This is a genomic window from Streptomyces rubiginosohelvolus (assembly GCF_014649875.1).
GTDB lineage: Bacteria > Actinomycetota > Actinomycetes > Streptomycetales > Streptomycetaceae > Streptomyces > Streptomyces rubiginosohelvolus.
Window position 1 is genome coordinate 555,521 of the sequence record NZ_BMTW01000001.1, and the last position, 24,074, is coordinate 579,594.

Genomic DNA, 24,074 nt, shown 5'->3' on the forward strand with positions numbered 1-24,074 from the left:
ACCGAGGAGTTGTCGTGAAGCGCAAGAGGATGTCGGCCGTCGTGACCCTGCTCGCCACCGGCCTCGCCGTGTCCCCGGCCGTCGCGGCCCCCAACGCCGCCGAGGGCAAGGCCCGCGTCGGCGCCGACTGGGCGAAGCAGTCGGTCACCTTCACCGCCGCCCCGGGGCAGGTCAACGACCTGCACGTGGTCCCGATGGACCAGGGCGACGGGGTCCGGCGGATCGGCTTCCGGGACTCGGTTCCGCTCCAGCCCGGCGACCACTGCACGTACCTGGAGCCGGGCGTCGAGACGTACGTCGTCTGCGAACTGCCCACGGACAGCGCCCGGCCGGACCGGATCGACGTCTTCCTCGGCGACGGCGACGACGAGATCGCCACCAGCGACCCGGGCGTCGCCACCGTCAGCGGCGGCCCCGGTGACGACATGCTGCACGCCCACACCGCGCACACCGTGCGGGGCGACGCGGGCGACGACATGGTCATGGGGCGCGTCGTCCTCGACGGCGGCGACGGCATGGACCACCTGATGGCCGTCGACGGCGACCAGTTCCTGTGGGGCGGCCGGGGCGACGACATGATCGAGGCGTACGACGGCAAGGACGTCGTGTACGCGGGCCCGGGCGACGACCACGTCATGGGAGGGGAGGGCGACGACATCCTCTTCGGCGGCTCCGGCGACGACATGCTGCACGGCGAGGCGGGCGACGATGTGCTCGTCGGCGGCTCGGGGAAGGACACGGTCGAGGGCGGCCCGGGCCGGAACATCACACTCCCCTGAACCCCCTTACACCTGGGGTGGGTTGAGCTTGCGGAAGTAGGTCCAGCTCGTCTCGTTCGGCTCGCTCCACCGCTCCGGGGCGTGCGCGAACTCCGGGTGGTGGTCGGCGATGTAGGCCCGGGTGCGCTCGGGGACCTCGGTGTACGCGCCGAGTTTGCGGCCCCGGCAGTGGAAGGTGAGACCGCCGGGCCGCTGCCCCCGGGCCATCCACGGCAGCCACGGGGACATCCGGCTCCACGACATCGTGGCCGGGACGCTGGGGGCCTGGCCCGCCAGGCCGGCGCGGTCCGCGAAGAACTGGAAGAGTTCCAGGGCCTTGTAGGTGTCCCCCGCCGAGTGCACCGGGTACTGGGCGACCGGCAGCGGCGACGGGTAGGCGAGCGGGATCTCCAGGCTGAAGCAGACCTGGTCCCCGAGGTCGGTCGTCGGGATCGGGAAGGGACGCCACTTCTGGTTGGCCGGGTCGTTCCAGACGTGCACCACCGGCAGGTCCTGCCAGGTCTCCAGGATCTCGCGGCTGACGGGATCCAGGTAGAACGCGGCCTCACGGGTGAGCAGTTGGTACGCGTCGGGCCCGGCTTCCACGTCCTGGACCAGGCGGGCGACATTGAGCCCCTCGAAGCCGAAGATCCGCTGGTAGGGCTCGTCGGGGGCCCAGGAATAGACGTCTCCGGACCACCAGTACGTGACCTCCTCGCCGTCGAGGGAGGCGCGGGTGCGGGCGAAGGAGCGGAGCAGTTCCGCGGGGGTCGTCATACCGACCACTGTGCGCGATACGGGCCGCTCCGCGCGATCGGCAGGCGGCAGGCGGCAGGCGCCAGGCGGCAGGCGGCAGGCGGCAGGCGGCAGCGACCAGGGTGGGCGGGATTCAGCCCACCGGGTCGGGCGGGCCGTCCGGCAGTTCCTGCTCGGTCCACAGCACCTTGCCGTCCGGCCCGTGGCGGGCTCCCCAGTGGGAGGCGAGGCGGGAGACGATGAACAGCCCCCGGCCGCCCTCGTCGACGGTCCGGGCGTGCCGCAGGTGCGGGGCGGCCGTGGAGCCGTCGTGGACCTCGCAGGTGAGCGTGGAGTCCAGCAGGAGGCGCAGCCGCAGCGGCGGGGTGCCGTAGCGGACCGCGTTGGTGACGAGCTCGCTGACGATCAGCTCGGTCGCGTCCACGGTGTCCTCGTCCAGGCCCCAGCCCTGGAGCCGGTCGCGGACGAGCACCCGGGCGGTGGCGGGCGTCGTGGCCTCGTCGGCGAGGTCCCAGGTGGCGACCAGGTGGTCGGAGACCGTACCCGTACGGGCCAGGAGCAGGGCGGCGCCGGCGGCGCGGGTGTCGTCCGGCAGCGCGTACACGATGTCGTCGCCGAGCTGCTGGAGGCTGCGGCCCGGCCGGGCGAGGGCCCGGGTGACGCGTTCGGCGGCGCGGTCGCCGGAGAGCAGTTCGGCCGTGCAGAACGCGAGGAGACTGCCCACCTCCAGGGTGACGGCGGCGGGGGCGAAGAGGGCGCTGTCGGCGGAGAAGAGCCCGGGCCCCTCCGGTACGTCGAGGGGGACCGCCCGTCCGTCGGGGCCGACGATCAGCGGCGCGGGGTGCCCGGCGCGGGCAACGGTGCAGGTGCGGGTGAACGGGTCGTACACGCCGTAGACGCAGCCCGCGCTCAGGGGTTCGCCGTGGAGGCCGTCGGCGGGCGGCAGCGAGGCGCGTTCGTCGGCGAGGCGGTCGGCGGTGTCCTTGAGCCGGGCGAGGACTTCCTCCGGCTCCAGGTCGAGGCCCGCCAGCGCCTGGATGACCGTACGCAACTGGCCCATGGCGATGGCCGACTGGAGGCCCTCGCCCGCGACGCCGCCGACGACGAGTGCGGTACGGGCGCCGGACAGGGCGATGGTGTCGAACCAGCAGCCGCTGTCCCGGCCGGGCAGCAGGACGTGCGCGGTGTCGACGGCGGCCTGCTGCCGCTCGGCCTGCGGGAGCAGCCGCCGCTGGACCGTCGAGGCGATGACGTGCTCGCGCTCGTAGCGGCGGGCGTTGTCGATGGCCAGGGACGCGCGGGTGGCCGCCGTGACGGCCAGCGAGACGTCGTCCTCGTCGAAGGGTTCGGAGTCCCCGCAACGGTAGAGGCTGACCAGTCCGAGGACCGCGCCCCGCAGCGTGAGGGGCACGACGATCAGGGAGTGCGCGCCGGTCTCCGCGACGGCGCGCGCCCCGTCCTGGTCGGTGTCCGGCCACGGGGTGTCCGGGCCGAGCGGGACGAGCCGGGCCCGCAGGTCGGCGGCGGCGAGCGCGTACGGCGTACGGGCGGGAAGGTGGCGGGTCGTGCCCGGCGCCCGCCCCCGGGCCCCGTTCCCGCTCTCCACCGCGCCCCGCACGGAGTCGCACCGGCCGCTCGCGGCGCGGCGCAGCGGGGTTCCGGGCGGCATCGGGCCCACCGGCGGCTCGGCGCCCCGCAGGACGTCGTCCACCACCTCCACGACGGCGAGATCGGCGAAGCCGGGCGCCAGGGCGTCGGCGAAGGCACGGCAGGTGGTGGAGACGTCGAGGAAGCCGCCGACCGCGTCCCGCACGGCGGTGAGCGCGGCCTCCCTGGCCCGGCCCCGTTCCCGCTCGGTGACGTCGACGACCGCGACCACCAGGCCGCGGGCGGGGGCGTCGGGGCCGCCGGAGCCGTGCAGGCGGTACAGGGAGGTCAGGAACTGCCGGTCGCCGGGGATCCGGCGCAGCCGCCCCCGCACGAGGTGGTCGCGCACCGGGCCCTCACCGGCCAGCACCCGCTTCATGAGCTGCTCGGAGCCGTCCGGGTCGTCGAGCCGGAAGACCTCGGCGAACGGGCGGCCGGCGTACTCCCCGGTCACCACGCCCTCGACGAGGGAGTTGGCGCGTACGAGCCTGAGCCGCGGGTCGAGCACGAGCAGGCCGACGGCGGACTGGGTGAACAGCACCGCGAGAAGCGCCTCGTCGAAGCCGCCGTCCGGCCTCGCGGCCCGCCCCGGCCCGGCCGGGGTCTCACTGTCCGCCACGGATCCACCCGCCCTCCGGCTCCGGCACGCCGGAGTACCGGTTCCGGCCCGCGCCGCACCAGCATCACCCGCCGCACCGGCCCGGGCCACCGGTGGACGGCAGGGGTGTGACGGCACGGCTGCCGGGGGCGGCGGGGGTCAGTCCCGGTCCACGATGACCAGCGTGCCCCGGCTGCCGGGCCGTACCGCGTGGGCGGCACCCGCGCCCACCACGTACATCCCGCCCGGTCCCACCGTCACCTCGCGCCCCTCCACGGACAGTTCGAGGCGGCCGTCGAGCACCAGCAGGACCTCGGCCTCGCTGTGCCGCTCCTCCTCGACCGGCAGCGCGTCCATGCGCAGGACCCGCACCGACGCCGTCCCCACCCGGGCGAGCACCGTCGAACTCCACGCCCGGGGAAGGGCGGACGCCGTTTCCGACACCGTGACCACGCTCATCGCACACACCTCTCGGCGGGCTCTTCACGGCATGCCGTGGGGAGCCCGCGCCTCGGAATCGAAGGGATGCGAGGACGCTATCCGGGGCGGGGAGGCGGTGGGTCGACCGTTCGGCAAAGACTCCCGCCGGTGCCTTCCCCGGGTCTGCGTCATACTGATCCGCCGGAGCACAGGGGGGCGGCGTGAATCTGCCGGAACGTATCGGTGGCTACAACGTGGAGCGGGAGTTGGGTGCCGGCGGCATGGGCACCGTCTATCTGGCGCGCTCCCGTGGCGGGCGGTCGGTGGCCGTGAAGGTGGCCCGCCCGGAGCTCGCGGGCGATCCGCACTTCCGGGAGCGGTTCCGCGCCGAGGTCGCCGCCGCCCGCAGCGTGGGCGGCTTCCACACGGCCCCCGTGGTGGACGCGGACCCGGACGCGGCGGCACCCTGGCTGGCCACCGCGTACATTCCCGGGCCGACCCTCTCCGCTCTCCTGGCGGCCGAGGGGCCGATGGACGAGGTGCGGCTGCGGGGTCTTGGCGCGGCGCTCGCCGAGGCGCTGGCGGCGATCCACGGCTGCGGCCTGGTGCACCGCGATCTGAAGCCCGGCAACATCATCATGGCGGCGGACGGCCCCCGGGTCCTGGACTTCGGCATCGCGCGGGCGCTGGAGTCGACCCGGCTGACGGCCACCGGTACGGCCTTCGGCACCCCGGGGTTCCTGGCGCCGGAGCAGGCCCAGGGGCAGGAGGTCGACGGGGCCGCCGACGTGTTCGCGCTGGGCGCGGTGCTCGTCGCCGCGGCGGGCGGCAGCGCGTTCGGGGCGGGTACGCCGATGGGCCTGATGTACCGGTCGGTGCACGAGCCGCCGGACCTGGCCGCCGTGCCGGAGGGGCTGCGGCCGGTCCTCGCGGCGTGCCTGGCCAAGACCCCGGCGGAGCGGCCCGCACCGGCGGCCCTGCTGGACCTGTTCGTCCCGGACGCGGCGCCTTCTCCGCCCGGCGCGGCGTACGCCCCCACGGTCGCGGCGGTTCCGCCGCCACCGCCGTACGCCCCGTACAACGGCTTCCAGCCACCGCACCCGTACCCGACCCCGGCCCACAGCTTCGCGCCGCAGCACCGGGCGACGGCCTGGTCCATGGGGGCGGGCGGCGCTCCGGACGACGACGCCGACCTCTCGTTCGTGGCGGTCGGCCCGGGCAGCTCCCTCCTGATCGACGCGACAGGCATCACGCTGGGCCCGGAGGGCGCGGAGACGCCATACGCCTGGGCCGAGATCCGCACCGTGACGTACGCGGCCGAGGGCCCCAAGCACCTCCAGGTCGTCGTCCACCCGCACCACGGCACGGCCCACCCGTGCGTCATCGCCGCCCGCCGGAAGTCCCGCCTCCAGGAGTGGCTGCAGGACCTGCCGCTGATCCTGGAGTGCTTCCTGTAGCGGCAGGGACCGGCCTCAGTACCCCGGCGCCCGCAGCGACCGCAGGACGTGGTCCACCAGTGCGGCGATGGTCTTCTCGTCCTGGACGGGCTTGCGCAGCACATGGCGGTAGTAGACGGGGCCGTACAGCATCTCCACCGCCAGCGGGAGGTCCGCGCCGGGCGGGATCTGGCCCTGGTCCTGGGCGCTGCGGAGGCGGCCGATCGCCTCCTCGACGCGCGGGTCGACCAGCTGTTCGCGCAGTTGCTGGGCCAGGCGGTCGTCGTGGTGGAGCTCGGAGAGGATGCCCGCGTAGGCGGGGCCGAAGGGCGGGACCGAGAGCAGTTTCACCGCGCCGGCGACGTGGGAGCGCAGGTCGGCGCCGATGTCGCCGGTGTCCACGAACGGAGTCGCGTCGATCAGGGCGTCCGTGAACGCCTCCAGCAGGACCGCCCCTTTTGACGGCCACCAGCGGTAGATCGTCTTCTTGCTGACCCCGGCGTCGGCCGCGATGGCCTCTATCGTGACGTGCCCGTACCCCCGCTCCGTACAGAGGTCCAGGGCGGACCGCAGGATCGCGCGGCGTGATCGTTCGCTGCGTCGCACACTGCTCGGCGGTGTGATCATTCGGTGAGCATAGGGGGGTTCCAGCCAATCTCTTGTTGACATCTCGTCGCCAAAGACCGAACAATACCCAGGCGGAAACGGAACGTACCGTGTCGTGTCGTTCCGGTTGCCCGCACCGTTCGTGCCGTTCGTGCCGCGACGAGCCGATCGGGGGACGGCTCGCCCGGCCGACGGTGCGTGCGGACCCCGCCGATCCGATCAGGCCAGACCCCCTTGCGCTCACGCGGAACGGCCCTCACGCCGTGATGTCCTTGGCCGTGAAGCGGGCCCAGGCCGCCGAGCCGAACACCGCGACGTACAGCCCCTGGAGCTGGAAGTTCTTGCTCAGGTCGTCCCAGTGGACCGGTTCGCGCAGGACGTCGGCGAACGACATCCAGTAGTGCGCGAACAGATACGGGTGCACGCCGCTCAGCTGCGGAATGCTGTCCAGGATCTGCACCGTGATCAGCAGTCCGACCGTGGCCGCCATCGCCCCGATCCCACTGCCGGTCAGCGTCGAGACGAACAGCCCGATCGCGGCGAACCCGGTCAGCGACACCGCGACGACCAGCGCGGTCAGCGCCGCCCGCACCACCCCCTCACCGAAGCCGATCCGGGTCCCCGAGATCGTGGTGACATCACCCACCGGGAACAGCAGCGCGCCCGCCGCCAGCGCCGACACCGCCACGACCAGGGTCGCGATCAGGCAGAAGACGAGGACGGAGGCGTACTTCACGAGCAGCAGCCGGGTGCGGCCCGCCGGGGCGACCAGCAGATAGCGCAGGGTGCCGCTGTTCGCCTCGCCCGCGACCGCGTCGCCCGCGACGACACCGACGGCCATCGGCAGGAACACCGGCAGCGTCGCGGCGAGGGCGGCGAAGACCAGGAAATAGCCGTTGTTGGTGACCTGGGCGAGGAAGGCCGGGCCCGCCCCGCCGTCCGGGCCGCCCTCCCCGCCACCACCGCCTCCGCCCGTCTCGATCCGGACCGCGATCCCGATGAGGACGGGGACGGCGGCGAGGACGCCGAGCAGGGCGTAGGTGCGGTGGCGGCGCAGCAGCGTGGTGATCTCGGAGCGGAGGAGACCCAGGGTCCACAGCGGATGACGAGAGCCCTGCGGATCGCTGAGACGCGCCCGTTCAGCCTGCGACTTCTCAGCCTGCGACATCGAATCCCTCTCCCGTGAGTGCGACGAAGGCGTCCTCCAGCGAACCCCGCTCGACGCCGAAGGACCGCACCCGCACCCCGCCGCCCACCAGCGCCGCGTTGAGGTCGGCGAGGTCCACGGCGGCGGGCGGGGCGTCGGCGGTCAGCCGGTCGCCGTCGGTGCTCAGGCCGGTGATCCCGTGCTCCCTGAGGATGCGGGCGGCTTCCCCGGGGTCGGGGGTGGTGACGGCGAGCCGGCCCCGGGCGCGCGCGGCGAGGTCGGCGACCGGGCCCTGGACGATCAGCCGGCCCCGGGCCATCACCGCCGCGTGCGTGCAGACCTGCTCGATCTCGTCCAGCAGGTGGGAGGAGAGGAACACCGTGGTGCCCTCGGCCGCCAGCTCCCGGACCAGGAGCCGGATCTCGCGCATGCCCTGCGGGTCGAGGCCGTTGGTCGGCTCGTCCAGGACCAGCAGCCGGCGCGGCCGGAGCAGGGCGGCGGCGAGGCCGAGGCGCTGCTTCATGCCGAGCGAGTACGCCTTGGCCTTCTTCCCGGAGGCGGCGGCGAGCCCGACCCGTTCCAGGGCCGTACCGACGCGGGCCCGGCGGGTGCGCGGGTCGGCGGTGGGGTCGGCCCGGTCGTACCGCAGGAGGTTGTCCCGGCCGTTCAGGAAGCCGTACAGCGCGGGCCCCTCGATCAGCGCGCCGACTTCCGGCAGCACCGTACGGGCGGCCTCCGGCATCGGGCGGCCGAGCACCTCGGCGGTGCCGGACGTCGGGTCGATGAGGCCCATCAGCATCCGGATCGTGGTGGTCTTCCCGGAGCCGTTGGGGCCGAGGAAGCCGAAGACGCTGCCGGCGGGCACGGTCAGGTCGAGGCCGTCCACGGCGAGCTGACCGCCCCGGTAACGCTTGGTCAGGCCACGGGTGCGGATGACGGGGGCGCCGGCGGCCGCGTCCGGCGCGGAGTCCCTGGCCTCAGCCGCTGTGTCCGTCATGGCGGTCGCACCTCTCCGTGAGCACGGGGTCGTCGAGCGCGGAGCCGCCGTGACCTCCACGCGGGTGCGCGGAGGTCACGGCGGCCGGGTGTCCAGGTGCCCCTGGGAAGGTTCTACTTCGCGGCGGCGTCGGCCGCACGCACCAGCGCGTCCTTCGTCACCGCTCCGACGTACACCGAGCCGTCGTCCGTCAGCAGGGCGTTGACCAGGCGCGTCTTGAAGACCGTGCCCGAGCCGAACTTCCCGGTGACCTTGTCGCCGAGCGCGTCGAGGAAGCCCTGCGCCTCGGCCGGCATGTCGTCCGAGCCCGCCTCGGGGAGGCCCTTGCCGCCGGGGGACTTGATCTCGGCGATCGAGGTCCAGCCCTCTCCGATGACGTTGAAGCCGCCCTCGCCCGCGAGGCCGTCCAGCTCGGCCAGCTGTCCGGGCAGCGCCTTCTGGGCCGCGCCGCGCTCGTCCTTGCCGGTCTCCAGCTCGTCGGCCTCGGTCACCTTGGCGCCCTTGGGCGGCGTGAAGGCGAACGTGGACGCGGCGGGCTTGGAGAAGTCGACCTTGGTGAACCCGGCGTCGACGACGGCCTTGCCGCCGCTCGCCGCGGACAGGGTGAACTTCAGCGGTACGCCGTTCTCGGCGTCCACGGCGATCCGGACCGAGCCGATCGTCGAGCCGGACTGCTTCGGCTTGATCAGCAGCTGGTACGCGTCGCGCCCGGCGACCTGCGCCGTGCCGTCCACGGTCACCGAGGTGGTGTCCCCGGCCGCCGCGAGCGCCTGCTCGGCGAAGTCCTTCGGGGTGGCCGGAGCGCCCTCGGGCCCCTTCGGGGCCTTCTCCGCGTGCTTCCCGGCATCCCGGCCCTCGGGTGCCTCGGCGTGGTAGACCTCGTCGGACGCGCTGTCGTACGCCCAGACCTCGCCCTGGTTGTGGATGACGCTGTACTCGGACGCGTCCCCGAGGACGGAGAGCTTCTGCCGCTCCGGTCCGTCGGCGGCCACCCGCAGCGTGTGCGTGCCGGACGTCAGCTCCATGAGCTTGTCCTGCGGGGCCGCCGCGCCGCCGTCCTTGCCCTCGCCGCCCGGTACGAGCGAGCCCGCGAGGCCGTCCAGGGGCAGGCCCAGGTCGGTGCTGATCTTGAACGTGCCGGAGAGCTGCTCCTCATCGGAAGCGGCGATCTTCTCGATGAGTTCCTGTGCGCTGATCTTCGGCAGGTCCGGGTCGCCCGAGCTCGCGAGCGCCGGGACGAGTCCGATGGTCGCGGCCGCCACCCCCGCGACCGCGACGGGGACGATGTAGCGCGCCGTCTTCCGGCGGCCCACGACAGTGCTCGTGGCCTCTCCGATGGTCTCTGCGCTGTCGTTCGGTGCCATGGTGTGCCCTACCTCCGTGGTCGGCGGCTTCCGTTGATAACCATCTGACCAAATCGGGCGGTTCGAAGCGTCAGCCCGGGGAATCAACTCCGCCTACTGCTCCGGTATGACAACCGAAGGGGGCGTGTACGCCATCCCGTAGGGGTGGGCCGCCCCGTGAAACCACGTGGTGGGGCCCCCGGTGACACCGCGTCGAGCGGCGGCGGACACCCCCTAGGCCTCAGCCCGCGCGGTGCACCACCGCGTCGCACAGCTCCTCCAGCGCGGCCTTCGCGTACCCCTCGGGCAGCGGGGCGAGCGTGGCACGCGCCTCCTGGGCGTAGCGCACGGTGTCCTGGCGGGCCTGCTCCAGCGCCGGGTGGGCGCGCAGCCGGCGCAGCACCTCGGCCAGGGCGTCGTCGCCGCTCAGGTCACCGTCGAGCAGTTCGACGAGCTCCAGGTCGTCGGGCTTGCCGTAGGCGGCCGCCTGGGCGCGCAGCCGCAGGACCGGGAGCGTGGGGATGCCCTCGCGCAGGTCGGTGCCGGGGGTCTTGCCGGACTCGTGGGAGTCGGAGGCGATGTCGAGGACGTCGTCGGCGAGCTGGAAGGCGATGCCGAGCCGTTCCCCGTACTGGGTGAGGACGTCCACGGTCCGCTCGTCGGCGCCGGACATCATCGCCCCGAACCGGCCGGAGACGGCGACCAGCGAACCGGTCTTGCCGCTGAGCACGTCCAGGTAGTGGTCGACCGGGTCGCGGCCGTCCCGCGGGCCCGCGGTCTCCAGGATCTGTCCGGTGACGAGGCGCTCGAAGGCCTCGGCCTGGATGCGGACGGCCTCGGGGCCGAGGTCGGCCAGGATGTGGGAGGCGCGGGCGAAGAGGAAGTCGCCGGTGAGGACGGCGACCGAGTTGCCCCAGCGGGTGTTCGCGCTGGGCACCCCGCGCCGGACGTCGGCCTCGTCCATCACGTCGTCGTGGTAGAGCGTGGCCAGATGGGTCAGCTCGACGACGACGGCCGAGGGGACGACTCCCGGCGCGTCGGGATCCCCGAACTGTGACGCGAGCATGACCAGCAAGGGACGGAACCTCTTGCCCCCCGCGCGCACCAGGTGCTGGGCGGCGTCCGTGATGAAGGGGACATCGCTCTTGGTGGCTTCGAGCAGCCCTGCCTCGACAGCGGCCAGGCCCGACTGGACATCGGCCTCAAGAGCCTGGTCCCGCACGTGCAGTCCGAACGGCCCGACGACGGTCACGGGGGCATCTCCTGTCTGCTGACGATCACACGCAATGTCGATGTGTCGCTGTCTCTCGAATCAACTTCAGCGTATCCGGTCCTCTATGGATCACCGTGGGCGGCTTCCCATGACTGCCGGTATGTTCGGGATCAGCTCATACGATCAGGAGTCTCCGCTTTGTCCCACAGCACCGCCGCCACCGAGCCGGCCCAGCCACCGCCCGAGGACGACCACGCCTTCTTCGGGCAGCCACGGGGCCTGATGACCCTGTCCGGCCTGGAGGTCTGGGAACGGTTCTCGTTCCTGGGCATGCAGGCCATCCTGGTGCTGTTCTTCGCCGACACCGTGGCGAACGGCGGCATGGCCATGGACCCCGGCACCGCCGCCTCCGTCGCCGCCGCCTACGGCACGCTGGTCTATCTGGTCTCCGTGGCGGGCGGCTGGCTGGCCGACCGGATCCTCGGCTCGTACCGGGCCGTGCTCTACGGCGGCATCCTCATCGCCTGCGGCCACTACTCCATGGCCGTCCCCACCGACGCCATGACCTGGGTGGGCCTCGGCCTGATCAGCGCCGGAACGGGCCTGCTCAAGCCCAATGTGGCCTCCATGGTCGGCAAGCTCTACCGCACCGACGACGAACGGCGCGACGCCGGCTTCGCCCTCTACTACATGGGCATCAACATCGGCGCGTTCGCCGGACCGCTGATCACCGGCTGGCTCGGCGAGCACTGGAGCTGGCACTGGGGCTTCTCGGCCGCCGCGGTCGGCATGACCTTCGGCCTGATCCAGTACGTCGCGGGCCGCCGTCACCTGGTCGGCCGCAAGGAGGGCGCGGAATTCGCGCTGGCGCCCGACGCGATGCGGCGGGCGGTGCGCCTGATCATCGGCGGAGCCGTCGCGGTGGCCCTCGTCGCGACCGTCCTGGCGCTGGTGGGATGGCTGACCATCGACCGGTTCGTGGACGTGCTGACGGTGATCTCGATCATCGCCCCGATCGCCTACTTCGTGGTGATGTTCAAGAGCCCCCGGGTCACCGCGGAGGAGCGCGGCAGGCTGCGGCCGTACGTCGTGCTCTTCCTGGGTTCGGTCTTCTTCAACTTCATCCTCTTCCAGGCCTACTCGACGATGATCCTGCTGGCGTCGACCAACGCCCGGACCGAGATCTTCGGCTTCACCTTCCCGGCCAGCTGGTACGCCTCCGCGCTCGGCGCCTTCGAGGTGGCGCTCGCTCCGGTGGTGGCCGCCACCTGGGTGCGGATGGGCCGCCGCCAGCCGCACGCCTCCAACAAGATCGCCTTCGGCGTGATCCTCGGCGGGCTCTCCTTCCTGCTGATGGTCCTGCCGACCTCCGGGCACGCGGACGACACCTACAAAATGGCCGTCTGGTGGATCGTCGGCTCCTACCTGCTGCTCGGCCTCGGCGACGTCCTGCTGGAGACCTCCGGCCTCTCGGCCAGCAGCAAGCTCGCCCCCAAGGCCTTCGCCAGCCAGACCATGGCCCTGTGGTTCCTCTCCCTGGCCGTCGCCAACGGCATCCAGGCCCAGACGGTGAAGCTGTACGGCGAGGTCTCCAACCCCGCGTACTTCGGCGTCAACGGGGCGATCGCGGTGGCGGCCGGTGTGGCGATGACCCTGGCCGCGCCCTGGCTGAAGCGCACCATGCACCCCGTCCACTGACCCGTACGCCTCTCCAGCACCCCGTCCCCCACCGAGGTGACCCATGAACATCACAACCGAGTTCCCGTACGAGACCACCCACGAGGACGTCCGGATCCCGCTGTCCGACGGCACCCGGCTCTACGCCCGGATCTGGCGGCCGCTGACCGACGAACCGGTTCCCGCGCTGCTGGAGTACCTGCCCTACCGGCTCAGCGACTGGACCGCGCCGCGCGACTGGCAGCGCCACCCCTGGTACGCGGGCCACGGCTACGCCTCCGTACGGGTCGACGTCCGGGGGCACGGCAACAGCGAGGGGCTGCCGGGCGACGAGTACGACGCGCAGGAGCTGGCCGACGGGGTCGCCGTCATCCACTGGCTGGCCCAGCAGGAGTGGTGCTCGGGCCGGGTCGGGATGTTCGGGATCTCCTGGGGCGGCTTCAACTCGCTCCAGATCGCCGCGCTCGCCCCCGAGCCGCTGAAGGCGATCGTCACCGTCTGCTCGGCCGACGACCGCTACGACAACGACGTCCACTACATGGGCGGCTCGGTCCTCGCCGTGGACATGCACGCCTGGGCGGCCACCATGCTCGCCTTCGCCTGCCGCCCGCCCGACCCGGCGCAGGTCGGCGACGACTGGAAGGAGATGTGGCTGAAGCGGCTGGAGGCCGTCGAGCCCTTCAGCCACACCTGGCTCGCCCACCAGAGCCGCGACGCCTACTGGAAGCACGGCAGCGTCTGCGAGGACTACGGCGCGATCAAGGCGAGCGTCCTCGCGGTCGGCGGCTGGCACGACCCGTACCGGGACACCGTCCTGCGGCTCGTGGAGCACCTCGACCCCGGGCGGGTGCGCGGGATCATCGGGCCGTGGTCGCACCAGTACCCGGACCGGGGGCTGCCGCCGGGGCCCGCGATCGGTTTCCTCCAGGAGACGCTGCGCTGGTGGGACCAGCACCTGAAGGGCAAGGAGACGGGCGTGATGCGGGAGCCGCTGCTGCGGTCCTGGATCAGCGGCTCGCACCCGCCCGCCACGGTGTACGAGACGCTGCCGGGACGCTGGGTCGGGGACGCGTCCTGGCCGTCGGAGAACGTGAACCCGGTGGCGTACGCACTCCAGGGCGGCGAGCGGATCGTCGCCTCGCCGCAGCAGACCGGCCTGGACGCGGGCCGCTTCTTCCCGTTCGGCAACGAGGCGGACCTGCCGCCGGACCAGCGGGACGAGGACGCCAAGTCGGTGTCCTTCGAATTCCCCGTCACCGACGCGCCGATCGAGATCCTCGGCCGCCCCCGGGTGAAGCTCCGCATCCGGATGGACGCGACCCGCGGGCAGGCCATCGCCCGGCTCTGCGACATCGCCCCCGACGGCGCCTCGACGCTCGTCACCCGGGGCGTCCTCAACCTGGCCGCCCGCAACGGCCGCGACCGCACCGACGACTGGACGCCCGGAGAGACCGAGGACGTGGTCTTCGACCTCAACGGCATCGGGCACACCTTCCCGCCCGGCCACCGCATCCGGATCGCGATCTCCTCCGCGTACTGGCCCTGGATCTGGCCCCAGGCCGGCTCGGCGGGCTTCACCCTGGACGCCGACGGGAGCTTCGTCGAGCTGCCGGTGCGCCGCCACACCGAGGACCCGGCGATCACCTTCGGCGAACCGGAGCAGTCCGAACCGCTCGGCGTGGTCTACCCGGTCACCCTGGAGGAGCCGCGCCCCGAGCGCCTCGTCGTCCGCGATGTCGCCCAGGGCGAATGGCGCCTGGAGGTCGACCCCCGCTACGGCGGCACGCGCGTCTACCCCGACGGCCTCGAATTCACCGAGGACGCCCTGGAGACGTACACGATCCAGCAGGACGACCCGCTCTCCGCACGGACCCGCAGCGACTGGACGATCCGGCTGCACCGGCCGGAGGCGGCATGGGACGTGGGGATCGAGACCCGCTCCGAGATCACCGCCGACGAGCACGACTTCATCACCTCCGACGAGGTGATCTGCAAGGACGGCGAGGAGATCGTCTTCCACCGCACCTGGGAGAAGCGCATCCCGCGCACGGCGGGCTGAGCGGCTGCCTTGTTTCCGGCTCGGTTCCCCCCGGTTTCCCGGGGGGAACCGACGGTAACCGGTGAACTTTCCGGGCAATACGCACAGTTGGGGATGGTCAGGGCACTGCCGCTGGGTAGGAGCCCCGACGTAACGTGTCCCCAACGCGACCTGGAAAGCGAGGCAGCACCACATGCCCGAGCAGAGCAGCCCGCTCGATCTGTCCGAGGGCGACCCCTTCGGCCCGCACAACCTTCCGTACGGTGTGTTCTCCACCCCCGACCACCCCGACGTCCGCCGGGTCGGCGTCCGCATCGGCAGCCACGTCCTGGACGCCGGGGCCGCCGCCCACGCGCTGGGCTCCCCGTACGCGGGGCTGCTGGCACAGCCGAGCCTGACACCGCTGCTCGCGGCGGGCCGCACCGCCTGGAGCGATGTGCGCCGCGCGCTCACCGCCTGGCTGACCGTCCCCGCCCACCGCGCGGACATCGAGCCGCTGCTGCACCCGGTGGACGCGGTGATCCTGCACCTGCCGTACGACGTGGCGGACTACGTCGACTTCTACGCCAGCGAGCACCACGCCACCAACGTCGGGAAGATCTTCCGGCCGGACGGCGACGCGCTCACCCCCAACTGGAAGCACCTGCCGATCGGTTACCACGGGCGCTCCGGCACCGTCGTGGTCTCCGGCACCGACGTCGTACGCCCCAGCGGCCAGCGCAAGGCCCCCACCGACCCGGCCCCCGTCTTCGGGCCCTCGGTGAAGCTCGACATCGAGGCCGAGGTCGGCTTCGTCGTCGGCGTCCCCTCCGCGCACGGCACCCCGGTCCCGCTGGCCGACTTCCGCGAGCACGTCTTCGGGCTCTCCCTGCTCAACGACTGGTCCGCGCGCGACCTCCAGGCCTGGGAGTACGTGCCGCTCGGTCCGTTCCTCGGCAAGTCCTTCGCCACCTCCGTATCGGCGTGGGTCACCCCGCTGGAGGCCCTGGACGCCGCCCGTACCGCGCCCCCGGCCCGGGACGTCCCCCTCCTCCCCTACCTCGACGACGCCGAGGACGAGGAGCCGGGCGGCTTCGACATCCGGATCACCGTCGAGATCAACGGCCAGGTCGTCGCCGAGCCGCCGTTCGCCTCGATGTACTGGACGGCGGCCCAGCAGCTCGCGCACATGACGGTCAACGGCGCGTCGCTGCGCACCGGCGACCTGTACGGCTCCGGCACGGTCAGCGGCCCCGAGACGCACCAGCGCGGCTCGCTCCTGGAGCTGACCTGGAACGGCCGCGACGCGCTCGAACTGACCGAGGGCAAGCGGACATTCCTGGAGGACGGCGACACGGTCACGCTGACCGCCTGGGCGCCCGGCCCGCACGGCACCCGCGTGGGCCTCGGCGACGTCACCGGAAGGATCGTCACCGCGCCATGACGCAGGACGCCTCCGCCCTGACCCTGCCCGAGGAACTGCTCCTGCTGACGCTGGACCCGGAGCGCGGCAAACCGCTCTGCAGCCGCGCGTATCTGCGGTACGGCGCGGCGGGAGCTGTCCTCGCCGAGCTGGAGCTCCAGGGCCGGATACGCGAGGAGCGCGGCCGGGTCCAGGTGGTCAACCCCCTGGATCCGGCCCACCCGCTGCTCGCCTCGCTGCTGGGCACGCTCGACCCGCCGTCCGCCAAGAAGAAGCGATTCCGCCCGGGGACCAGCGCCAAGAGCTGGATCCGGCTGTACGGCCGCAACGCCGAGGAACGCCACCTGGACCACCTGGTGGAGCGCGGCCTCCTGCGCCGCGAGACCCGCCGCTTCCTCGGCGTGCTCCCCTACCAGCGCCACTTCCCGGGCGACCCCGACCTGACCGGCGCGACCCGCTGGCGCTTCGGCCAGGCGGAGGACCGGGGCTTCCCGGACCAGCGCAGCCGCGCTTTGGCCGGCCTCGTCTCGGCGGTGGGCCTGGCCGGCACCCTCACCACCGGAGGCCGCGAGGGCCGCCTGGCGATGAGGACCGTACGCCGCGCCCTGTGGTTCGCCTCGGCGGTCCACCACAACGTCCGCCAGAGCCAGTCCAGCGGCGACGGCGGCGACAGCGGCGGTGGCTGGACCGACGGCGGCGGGGGCGGCTGCGGAGGGGGCGGCGGGGACTGAGGACGAGCCTGCGCGGGTCGGCGGAGACGCTCCTCGCGGTGGGGACGGGTGCGAACGCGGTTGGCGGGTACCCGGGCGACAGCAGCACACATCCGGACGCGGAGGTTCCGTCACGGCCTTCCGCTTTCACGTGCCGATGTCGACAGGGAAGAGCCAGGTGACCTCATGAGCACAGCAGGACGGCAGACCCCCACCTCCACCGGCGATGAACCGGTGGGCGTTCTCGTCTCACGTGCCTCGCAGCAGATCTCGGAACTGGTCCGTGAGGAAATGCAGCTGGCACGTTCGGAGATGGCGGAGAAGGGCAGGCGCTTCGGTAAGGGCGGCGGCCTGTTCGGCGCCGCGGGGTTCGTCGGCATCCTGGCGTCTCAGGCCCTGGTGGCGACCTGCATCGCCGCACTCGCGCTGGCCCTGCCCCTGTGGGCGGCGGCCCTCATCGTCACGGCGGTGCTGGCCGCGGTGGCGGGAGCAGCCGCCCTCGCGGGGAAGAAGCAGATCGCCCGCGCCGGAACCCCCGCCCCGGAGCAGACCATCGACAGCGTCAAGGCCGATCTGGCCGAGGTCAAGGAGAGGGCTCACCGATGAACGACGAGTCGCAGAACAAGATGGGTTCGCCCACCCCCGAGGAACTGCGCCAGCAGGTCGAGCGCACACGTGACGAACTCGGTCAGACCGTCGAGGCATTGGCGGGCAAGGCCGACGTCAAGGCGCAGGCGAAGGAGAAGACCGCGGCGGCGAAGAAGCAGGCCGCCGAGAAGACGGCTGAGCTGAAGGAGCAGGCCGCGGAGAAGACGGCGGCTGCGAAGGAACAGGCAGCGGAGAAGGCGACAGCGGTGAAGGAACAAGCCGCGGAGAGGTCCGCCGAACTGAAGGAGCAGGCCGCCGAGAGGACCGCGGCGGTCAAGGAACAGGCCGCAGCCGCCACCGCCCAGATCCGTGCGAAGACCGCGCAGGCCGCGCAGGCGGTGAAGGACAAGACGCCGGAACCCGTGCAGGAGAAGACCGCACAGGCCGCCACGCAGGTGCGGGAAAGCGCGGCCCGGGCCGGGCAGTTCGCGGTGGACCGGACCCCCGACCCGCTGCTGGAGAAGGCGGACCGGGTCGCGAAGGCCGCCCGCGCCAACCGGACCCCGCTCCTCGCGGGCGGTGCGGTGCTGGTCGCCTTCCTGTTGATACGCCGCGGCCGGGGGCGTAACAAGTGAAGGCGTCCAAGCTCGCCTACAAGCCGATGGGGTTCGCCCTCGGCGCGCTCAGCGGCGTGATCGCGAGCGCCGCGTTCAAGCAGACGTGGAAGGTCATCGAGGGCGAGGGCGACGCCCCCGACGCCCTCGACGAGGACCGTCCGTGGCGACAGATCCTTCTCGCCGCCGCCGTACAGGGCGCGATCTTCGCGGTGGTCAAGGCCACCGTGGAACGCTCGGGCGCGAAGGCGACCCGGCGCGTCACGGGCGTCTGGCCGGCCTGACCCGCGGTGGTGCCTGCCGGGCCCGGGTCAGTGTCCGGGCCCGGGGTCTTCGGCGTCCCGGACGAGCAGGGCGATCCGCACCCGGTTGTCCACCTCCAGCTTGCTGAACAGGCTGCTGGTGTGGGCCTTGACGGTGGCGACGGTGATGCCGAGACGTTCGGCGATCTCCTGGTTGCCCAGCCCGTCCGCGATGGCCCGCGCGGTGTCGAGTTCACGCCGCGTCAGGGCGGACAGCCGCTTTCGGGCGGCATCGCGGACGGCCCCGCGAACCACCGGACCGCCGGCCGCGGTGGCCGCCGCGATGAGCCGCGCCGTGGCCTGCGGGGACAGGGCGGGTTCGCCGTTCGCGACCGTGCGTACCGCGTCGATGATCCGGTCGGGCGGGGTGTGCTTGAGGACGAAACCGAGAGCCCCCGCGCGCAGTGCGTCGAGGACCAGCGCGTCGGAGTCGAAGGCGGTCAGGACGATGACCCGCGGCGGCCGGTCCAGCGCCAGGAGTTCCCGGGTCCAGCTCACACCGTCCCGCCCCGGCATCCGTACGTCCATGAGCACGACGTCCGGCGTCCTCTCCCGTACGAGGGCGAGGGCCTCCTCCCCGTCGGCGGCCTCGCCCACCACGGTGAGGTCGCTCTCGCCGTCGATGACCAGACGCACCGCCATCCGGATCAGCTGTTCGTCGTCGACCACGACCACCCGCACCGGCGGCTCACCGGATTCCACGCTCAGGACCTCCGCTCGGGCTCGTCGCCGGGCCGGGAGGGTCGGGCGGGCTCGTCCGTGCTGGGCCTCGGCCCGGGCTCGTCCGTCCCGGCCGTGCGCCCCGCCTCGTCGGCCGGCCAGGGCAGCCGGGCGGTGAGGGTGAACCCGCCGTCGGGCGCCGGGTGGTGGTCAAGGGTCCCGCCGACGGCCCGGACCCGCTCGGCGAGACCCGGCAGGCCGTACCCGGAGGCCGGCGGCGGCCCGGTCCTCGTCCGGGCGGCCGGGCCGTTGCGGACGGCGACGCCGAGCGCGCCGCCGGGTGCCCCGTCCAGGGTGATCCGGACCGGGGCGCCGGGGGCGTGCTTGGCCGCATTGGTCAGGGCTTCCCGGACGACGCGGTAGCAGACGTCGCCCAGCGCGTCCGGGGGTTCGCCGGTCGCGCCGACGGTGAGCGTCACGTCCATGCCGGAGGCGCGTGCGTCGTCCACCAGGGCGGGGACGCGGTCGTAGGAGGGGCGGGGCGGCTCCGGGCGGTCCGGCTGTTCGGCCCGGAGCACGCCGAGCACATCGCGCAGATCCTCCAGGGCCCGGTACGAACCGTCCGCGATGCCCCGGACCAGCACGGCGCGCTCCTCGTCCGGCAGATCGGGGCGGTGGTCCAGCGCCCCGGCCTGCAGGGCGACCAGGGAGATCCGGTGGGCGAGGCTGTCGTGCATCTCGCGGGCGATCCGGTTGCGCTCCAGCACCCGCGCCCGGTCCGCCAGGGCGGTCTGTTCGCGTTCCGCGCTCCGGGCCCGCTCCCGGAGCGAGAGGACTTCGGCGCGGCGGGCTCCCACGGCCCATCCCGTGGCGACGGCGAACCCGGCCGTCAGCAGTTGCAGGCTGAGTTGGATCCAGGGGGAACCGGGCGGCCGCCCCACCGGGTACAGCCCCGTGGTGAACAGCGGCGCGATGACGAACGCGGCCACCACCGGCGCGATCTCGGCCGGACGCCGACGGGCCGCCAGGGAGCCGATCGCCAGCAGTGCCGCGCCGGACGCCAGGGCGGAGGCGGCGGACGCGACGGCGACGGCGAGCGCCACGGGGACGGGGAACCGCCGCCGCCAGGCCACCGCCGTCAGGCAGCCGAGAGCGACGAGCGGGTCGCCGGTGACGAACCAGGAGCAGGAATCCTCCGCACATCCACGCGGCAGCATCGCGCCGGTGAGCAGCCAGAGCAGCACCCCCACCACAGCGGCCGCCCCGAGCCGCACCGCCTGCTGCCAGGGACCTCGGGGAGGCAGGGGCACGGGCCTTGGGGGTGGCGCGGCGTCCGTCTCCATCGCTTCATTATCGCGACGCCGCCCGGCCGGCACGTCCGACCTGGGGAGGGGGCCGTCTTCGACTCCGGTCGAAGGTCCGCGTCCGTCCCCCCGTCTCCGGTTCCGGACACGACGGCCCGAGCGGGCGACGCGCGGACAGCCGCGCGGTCGGAAGACTGATGGCTTCTCACGGACGACGAGGAGGACTTCACATGCGCCGGAAACCCCTGGCCCTGGCTCTCGCGGCCACCGCCTTCGTCGCGACCTGGGTCGCCCCGGCCTCGGGCGCGCCATCGGACGCGGCGGCCACCGCACCGGCACCGCTGAAGTGGGGGCCCTGCCCGGGGACGAACCCTCCCAAGCAGCTCCAGTGCGGCACGCTGAAGGTTCCGCTGGACTACCGCGATCCCGAGGGCCGGCAGATCGAGATCGCGGTCTCCCGGCTGCCGAGCCGGAACCCCGAGCAGCGCCGGGGTGCGCTGCTCACCAACCCGGGCGGCCCCGGTGGATCCGGCCTGGGCTACCCGCTGGCGCTCGGGGCGACACTGCCCCGACAGGTGCTGGACACCTACGACATCATCGGCATGGACCCGCGCGGTGTGGGCCGCAGCGCCCCGGTGACCTGCGACCTGACCACGGACCAACTGAAGCGCGGCGCGTACCCCACGTACGCCCACGGCCCGGGCGACGTGGCGCGCGAGGCGCGGTACGCGCGCGGCATCGCCGAGCAGTGCGCCGCGTCGGACACCGCGTGGATGCTGCCGCACACCACGACGGCGAACACCGCGCGGGACATGGACCGCATCCGGGCCGCCCTCGGCGAGCCCCGGATCTCCTACCTCGGAGCCTCGTACGGCACCCAGCTCGGCGCCGCCTACGCACAGCTGTTCCCCGAGCGTGGCGACCGGATCGTGCTCGACAGCGCCCTCGGCCCGCGCGGCTACGACGTCACCGCGTTCCGGCTGCTGGCACGCGGCATGGAGGACCGGTTCCCCGATTTCGCAGCGTACGCGTCCGCCCACCCCGAGTACCGCCTGGGCACCACCCCCGCCGAGGTGGAGGCCACGTACGCCGCCCTCGCCCGCCGCCTGGACGCCGAGCCGCTCGGGAACATCACCGGAACCCTGTTCCGCGGGCTGACCCTGGAACTGCTCTACTCGGACACACGGCTTCCGGAGCTGGCGAAGATGTGGCAGACCCTGAAGGCGGGAAAGCCCTACCCCTTCGAGCCGACACCGGACCAGGAGAACACCGCCGCCTCCCGCCTCCACGTCCTTTGCGCGGACTCCCGGTGGCCCCGCCACCAGCTCGCCTACCAGCTGAACGTCGCGGTCGACCGCGCCGGGTATCCCAAGCTCGGCGCCTCGACGGCGAACATCACCCCCTGCGCGTTCTGGCCGTCCGAACACCGCGAACCGCCGGTGCGCATCGGCGACCGGGGCCCGTCGAACATCCTGCTGGTCCAGAACGAACGCGACCCGGGAACCCCGCTGGCGGGAGCCCAGAAGCTCCGGCAGGCACTGGGCCAGCGGGCCAGGATGGTCACCGCCGACCAGGGCGGCCACGGCGTCTACCCCTTCGGCGCCAACACCTGCGCCAACGAGGCGACGACCACGTTCCTCACCACGGGCAAGCGCCCGGCGGTCGACCTGCGCTGCGCCGCGGGGTAGCCGACGGGACGCCCCCGGGGGGGCGGCGGACCGGAGTAGGTCCCGCCGCCCCTCGCCCCGCCGCCCGGTCCGCGCCTCACTCGTACTCGGGCGGTTCCTCGTCCCAGCCGAACTCGGGGTCGCCGTGCTGCGGGGCCGCGGCCGGAGCTTGCGTACGAGCCGGGGCCGCCGCACGGGGTGCGGGCTCCGGGGAGGCCGGAGCCTTCGGGGCCGCTCCCGGGGACGTCTCGGCCAGGACCTCCAGCACGCCCTCCCCATACGTCGCGAGCTTCTTCTCGCCCAGGCCGCTGATGCCTCCCAGCTCCCCGATCGTCGTCGGGTGGACCGTCGCGATCTCCCGCAGCGTCGCGTCGTGGAAGATCACGTACGCCGGGACGCCCTGCTCCTTCGCCGTCGCCCCGCGCCAGGCGCGCAGCGCCTCGAAGACCGGGACGGCGGATTCCGGGAGGTCGGCGGCGGCCGCCTTGCCCTTGGCGCCCCTGCCGCCGCCCGCCGAGGACGACGAGCGGGACGTCGGCTTCTTCGGTTCCTTGCGGAGCAGCACATCGCGCTCCCGGCCCAGGACCGTCGCGCTCTCGTCCGTGAGAACCAGCGTGCCGTACTCCCCCTCGACCGCCAGCAGGCCCTGGGCCAGCAGCTGGCGGACCACGCCGCGCCACTCCGCCTCGGCCAGCTCCTCGCCGATGCCGAAGACGGAGAGCTGGTCGTGGTCGAACTGGATGACCTTCGCGGTCTTGCGGCCGAGCAGGATGTCGATGATCTGGCCCGCGCCGAACTTCTGGTTCCGCTCCCGCTTCAGCCGCACCACCGTGGAGAGCAGCTTCTGCGAGACGACCGTGCCGTCCCAGGTCTCCGGCGGGGTGAGGCAGGTGTCGCAGTTGCCGCAGGCGGCGGCGGTGGGCTCCTGGCCGAAGTAGGTGAGGAGCTGGGCCCGGCGGCACTGGACCGTCTCGCACAGGGCCAGCATCGAGTCCAGGTGGGCGGCGGCCCGGCGGCGGTGGGCCTCGTCGCCGTCACCGCCCTGGATGAGCTTGCGCTGTTGGACGACGTCCTGGAGTCCGTACGCCATCCAGGCCGTCGACGGCTCCCCGTCACGGCCCGCGCGGCCGGTCTCCTGGTAGTACCCCTCGACGGACTTGGGGAGGTCCACGTGGGCGACGAAGCGGACGTCCGGCTTGTCGATGCCCATGCCGAACGCGATCGTCGCGACGACGACGAGCCCCTCCTCCCGGAGGAACCGCGCCTGGTGGGCGGCGCGCGTGCCGGCGTCCAGGCCCGCGTGGTACGGAACGGCCTGCACGCCGTTGTTGCTCAGATACTCCGCGATCTTCTCGGTGGAGTTGCGCGAGAGACAGTAGACGATGCCCGCGTCCCCGGCGTGTTCCTCCTTGAGGAAGGAGAGCAGCTGCTTCTTGGGCTCGGTCTTCGGGACGATGCGGTACTGGATGTTCGGCCGGTCGAAGCTCGCGACGAAGTGCTTCGCGTCCGGCATGCCGAGCCGGCGGGTGATCTCCTCGTGCGTGGCGTTCGTCGCGGTCGCCGTCAGGGCGATGCGCGGCACGTCCGGCCAGCGCTCGCCGAGCACGGACAGCGCCAGGTAGTCCGGGCGGAAGTCGTGGCCCCACTGGGCGACGCAGTGCGCCTCGTCGATCGCGAAGACGGAGACCTCGCCCCGGGCCAGCAGGGAGAGCGTGGAGTCAAGGCGCAGCCGCTCGGGCGCCAGGTAGAGGATGTCCAGCTCGCCCGCGAGGAACTGCGCCTCCATCGAGCGGCGCTCGTCGAAGTCCTGCGTGGAGTTCATGAAGCCGGCCCGGACGCCGAGCGCCCGCAGGGCGTCGACCTGGTCCTGCATGAGGGCGATCAGCGGGGAGACGACGACGCCGGTGCCCCGCCGGACCAGGGACGGGATCTGGTAGCAGAGGGACTTTCCGCCGCCGGTGGGCATGAGCACGACCGCGTCGCCGCCCGCCACCACATGCTCGATGATCGCGCCCTGCTCGCCGCGGAACGACTCGTACCCGAAGACGCGGTGCAGTGTGCGCCGCGCCTCGCTCTCGCCTCCCGCGCCGGTGTCGGTCACCGTCCCGGTGGTCTCGTCCATGCTCACGCCCAATGCTCTGTCCCCCGAGGGTCCGCCGAGGGTCCGCTCGCCCGGCCCTGTCCCGTCCTG

At 73.0% G+C, this 24,074-nt stretch carries 21 protein-coding genes; 10 read left to right on the forward strand and 11 right to left on the reverse strand.

From position 1 onward, the window contains the following. The first annotated feature begins 29 nt into the window (after positions 1-29). Positions 30-779, forward strand: a complete 750-nt coding sequence (locus IE134_RS02650; RefSeq protein ID WP_098894362.1) for a calcium-binding protein — start codon at positions 30-32, stop codon at positions 777-779. A gap of 6 nt (positions 780-785) precedes the next feature. Here IE134_RS02650 and IE134_RS02655 read toward each other — a convergent pair whose 3' ends face one another. The 3 genes from IE134_RS02655 to IE134_RS02665 form a co-directional block, all read right to left on the reverse strand. After that, a complete protein-coding gene (locus IE134_RS02655) occupies positions 786-1,535 on the reverse strand; it encodes a DUF1838 family protein (protein WP_030709313.1) in 750 nt (249 codons plus the stop codon). A gap of 112 nt (positions 1,536-1,647) precedes the next feature. Next, positions 1,648-3,780, reverse strand: coding sequence for an ATP-binding SpoIIE family protein phosphatase (locus IE134_RS02660; RefSeq protein WP_126930937.1), 2,133 nt, complete (start codon positions 3,778-3,780; stop codon positions 1,648-1,650). A gap of 138 nt (positions 3,781-3,918) precedes the next feature. Continuing rightward, on the reverse strand, positions 3,919-4,218 hold the full coding sequence (locus tag IE134_RS02665) for a cupin domain-containing protein (protein WP_098016410.1): 300 nt from the start codon (positions 4,216-4,218) through the stop codon (positions 3,919-3,921). A gap of 242 nt (positions 4,219-4,460) precedes the next feature. Between IE134_RS02665 and IE134_RS02670 the strand changes: the two genes are divergently transcribed. Further along, positions 4,461-5,636 (forward strand): serine/threonine-protein kinase, encoded by a 1,176-nt coding sequence (locus IE134_RS02670; RefSeq protein ID WP_229823378.1) that lies wholly within the window; start codon positions 4,461-4,463, stop codon positions 5,634-5,636. Positions 5,637-5,651: 15 nt separating this feature from the next. Here IE134_RS02670 and IE134_RS02675 read toward each other — a convergent pair whose 3' ends face one another. From IE134_RS02675 to IE134_RS02695, 5 genes are all read right to left on the reverse strand, one after another. Next, positions 5,652-6,242: a TetR/AcrR family transcriptional regulator gene (locus IE134_RS02675; RefSeq protein ID WP_097970497.1), complete on the reverse strand. Its 591-nt coding sequence runs from the start codon at positions 6,240-6,242 to the stop codon at positions 5,652-5,654. 235 nt (positions 6,243-6,477) lie between these two features. Further along, the gene (locus IE134_RS02680) at positions 6,478-7,389 is read right to left on the reverse strand and encodes an ABC transporter permease (protein WP_030709326.1); all 912 of its coding nucleotides are present in this window, start codon (positions 7,387-7,389) and stop codon (positions 6,478-6,480) included. Beyond that, positions 7,376-8,365 carry an ABC transporter ATP-binding protein gene (locus IE134_RS02685; protein ID WP_098894347.1) on the reverse strand — a complete coding sequence of 330 codons (990 nt, stop codon included), beginning with the start codon at positions 8,363-8,365 and terminating at the stop codon, positions 7,376-7,378. The genes IE134_RS02680 and IE134_RS02685 overlap by 14 nt, the downstream gene beginning before the upstream one ends. 113 nt (positions 8,366-8,478) lie before the next feature. Next, complete coding sequence (locus tag IE134_RS02690; protein WP_098016409.1) at positions 8,479-9,729, reverse strand: LolA family protein; 1,251 nt, start codon at positions 9,727-9,729, stop codon at positions 8,479-8,481. 220 nt (positions 9,730-9,949) lie between these two features. Beyond that, positions 9,950-10,960 carry a polyprenyl synthetase family protein gene (locus tag IE134_RS02695; protein ID WP_030709332.1) on the reverse strand — a complete coding sequence of 337 codons (1,011 nt, stop codon included), beginning with the start codon at positions 10,958-10,960 and terminating at the stop codon, positions 9,950-9,952. Between the two features lie 159 nt (positions 10,961-11,119). Between IE134_RS02695 and IE134_RS02700 the strand changes: the two genes are divergently transcribed. The 7 genes from IE134_RS02700 to IE134_RS02730 all read left to right on the forward strand — a co-directional run bounded on the left by IE134_RS02700 (position 11,120) and on the right by IE134_RS02730 (position 18,234). Further along, entirely contained in the window at positions 11,120-12,619 is a 1,500-nt protein-coding gene (locus tag IE134_RS02700; RefSeq protein ID WP_098016408.1) for a peptide MFS transporter, read from the forward strand. 43 nt (positions 12,620-12,662) lie between these two features. Continuing rightward, complete coding sequence (locus IE134_RS02705) at positions 12,663-14,657, forward strand: CocE/NonD family hydrolase (protein WP_189429474.1); 1,995 nt, start codon at positions 12,663-12,665, stop codon at positions 14,655-14,657. A 172-nt stretch (positions 14,658-14,829) separates the two neighbouring features. After that, complete coding sequence (gene fahA, locus IE134_RS02710; protein WP_030709338.1) at positions 14,830-16,059, forward strand: fumarylacetoacetase; 1,230 nt, start codon at positions 14,830-14,832, stop codon at positions 16,057-16,059. Further along, positions 16,056-16,769 (forward strand): GOLPH3/VPS74 family protein, encoded by a 714-nt coding sequence (locus tag IE134_RS02715; protein WP_097881556.1) that lies wholly within the window; start codon positions 16,056-16,058, stop codon positions 16,767-16,769. The genes fahA and IE134_RS02715 overlap by 4 nt, the downstream gene beginning before the upstream one ends. 165 nt (positions 16,770-16,934) lie before the next feature. Beyond that, a complete protein-coding gene (locus IE134_RS02720) occupies positions 16,935-17,354 on the forward strand; it encodes a phage holin family protein (RefSeq protein ID WP_030709341.1) in 420 nt (139 codons plus the stop codon). Next, on the forward strand, positions 17,351-17,971 hold the full coding sequence (locus IE134_RS02725; RefSeq protein ID WP_189429476.1) for a DUF3618 domain-containing protein: 621 nt from the start codon (positions 17,351-17,353) through the stop codon (positions 17,969-17,971). The genes IE134_RS02720 and IE134_RS02725 overlap by 4 nt, the downstream gene beginning before the upstream one ends. Further along, positions 17,968-18,234: a DUF4235 domain-containing protein gene (locus IE134_RS02730; RefSeq protein WP_030709343.1), complete on the forward strand. Its 267-nt coding sequence runs from the start codon at positions 17,968-17,970 to the stop codon at positions 18,232-18,234. Before IE134_RS02725 ends, IE134_RS02730 begins: the two co-directional genes overlap by 4 nt. 27 nt (positions 18,235-18,261) lie before the next feature. Here IE134_RS02730 and IE134_RS02735 read toward each other — a convergent pair whose 3' ends face one another. Both IE134_RS02735 and IE134_RS02740 read right to left on the reverse strand, forming a co-directional pair. Next, positions 18,262-18,894: a response regulator gene (locus IE134_RS02735; RefSeq protein ID WP_373296735.1), complete on the reverse strand. Its 633-nt coding sequence runs from the start codon at positions 18,892-18,894 to the stop codon at positions 18,262-18,264. A gap of 62 nt (positions 18,895-18,956) precedes the next feature. Beyond that, positions 18,957-20,255, reverse strand: coding sequence for a sensor histidine kinase (locus IE134_RS02740; protein WP_229823273.1), 1,299 nt, complete (start codon positions 20,253-20,255; stop codon positions 18,957-18,959). A 191-nt stretch (positions 20,256-20,446) separates the two neighbouring features. Here IE134_RS02740 and IE134_RS02745 point away from each other — a divergent pair, with 191 nt between their 5' ends. Next, entirely contained in the window at positions 20,447-21,904 is a 1,458-nt protein-coding gene (locus IE134_RS02745; protein WP_189429478.1) for an alpha/beta hydrolase, read from the forward strand. Positions 21,905-21,980: 76 nt separating this feature from the next. Here IE134_RS02745 and recQ read toward each other — a convergent pair whose 3' ends face one another. Further along, the gene (recQ, locus tag IE134_RS02750) at positions 21,981-24,005 is read right to left on the reverse strand and encodes a DNA helicase RecQ (RefSeq protein WP_126931018.1); all 2,025 of its coding nucleotides are present in this window, start codon (positions 24,003-24,005) and stop codon (positions 21,981-21,983) included. Positions 24,006-24,074: the final 69 nt, after the last annotated feature.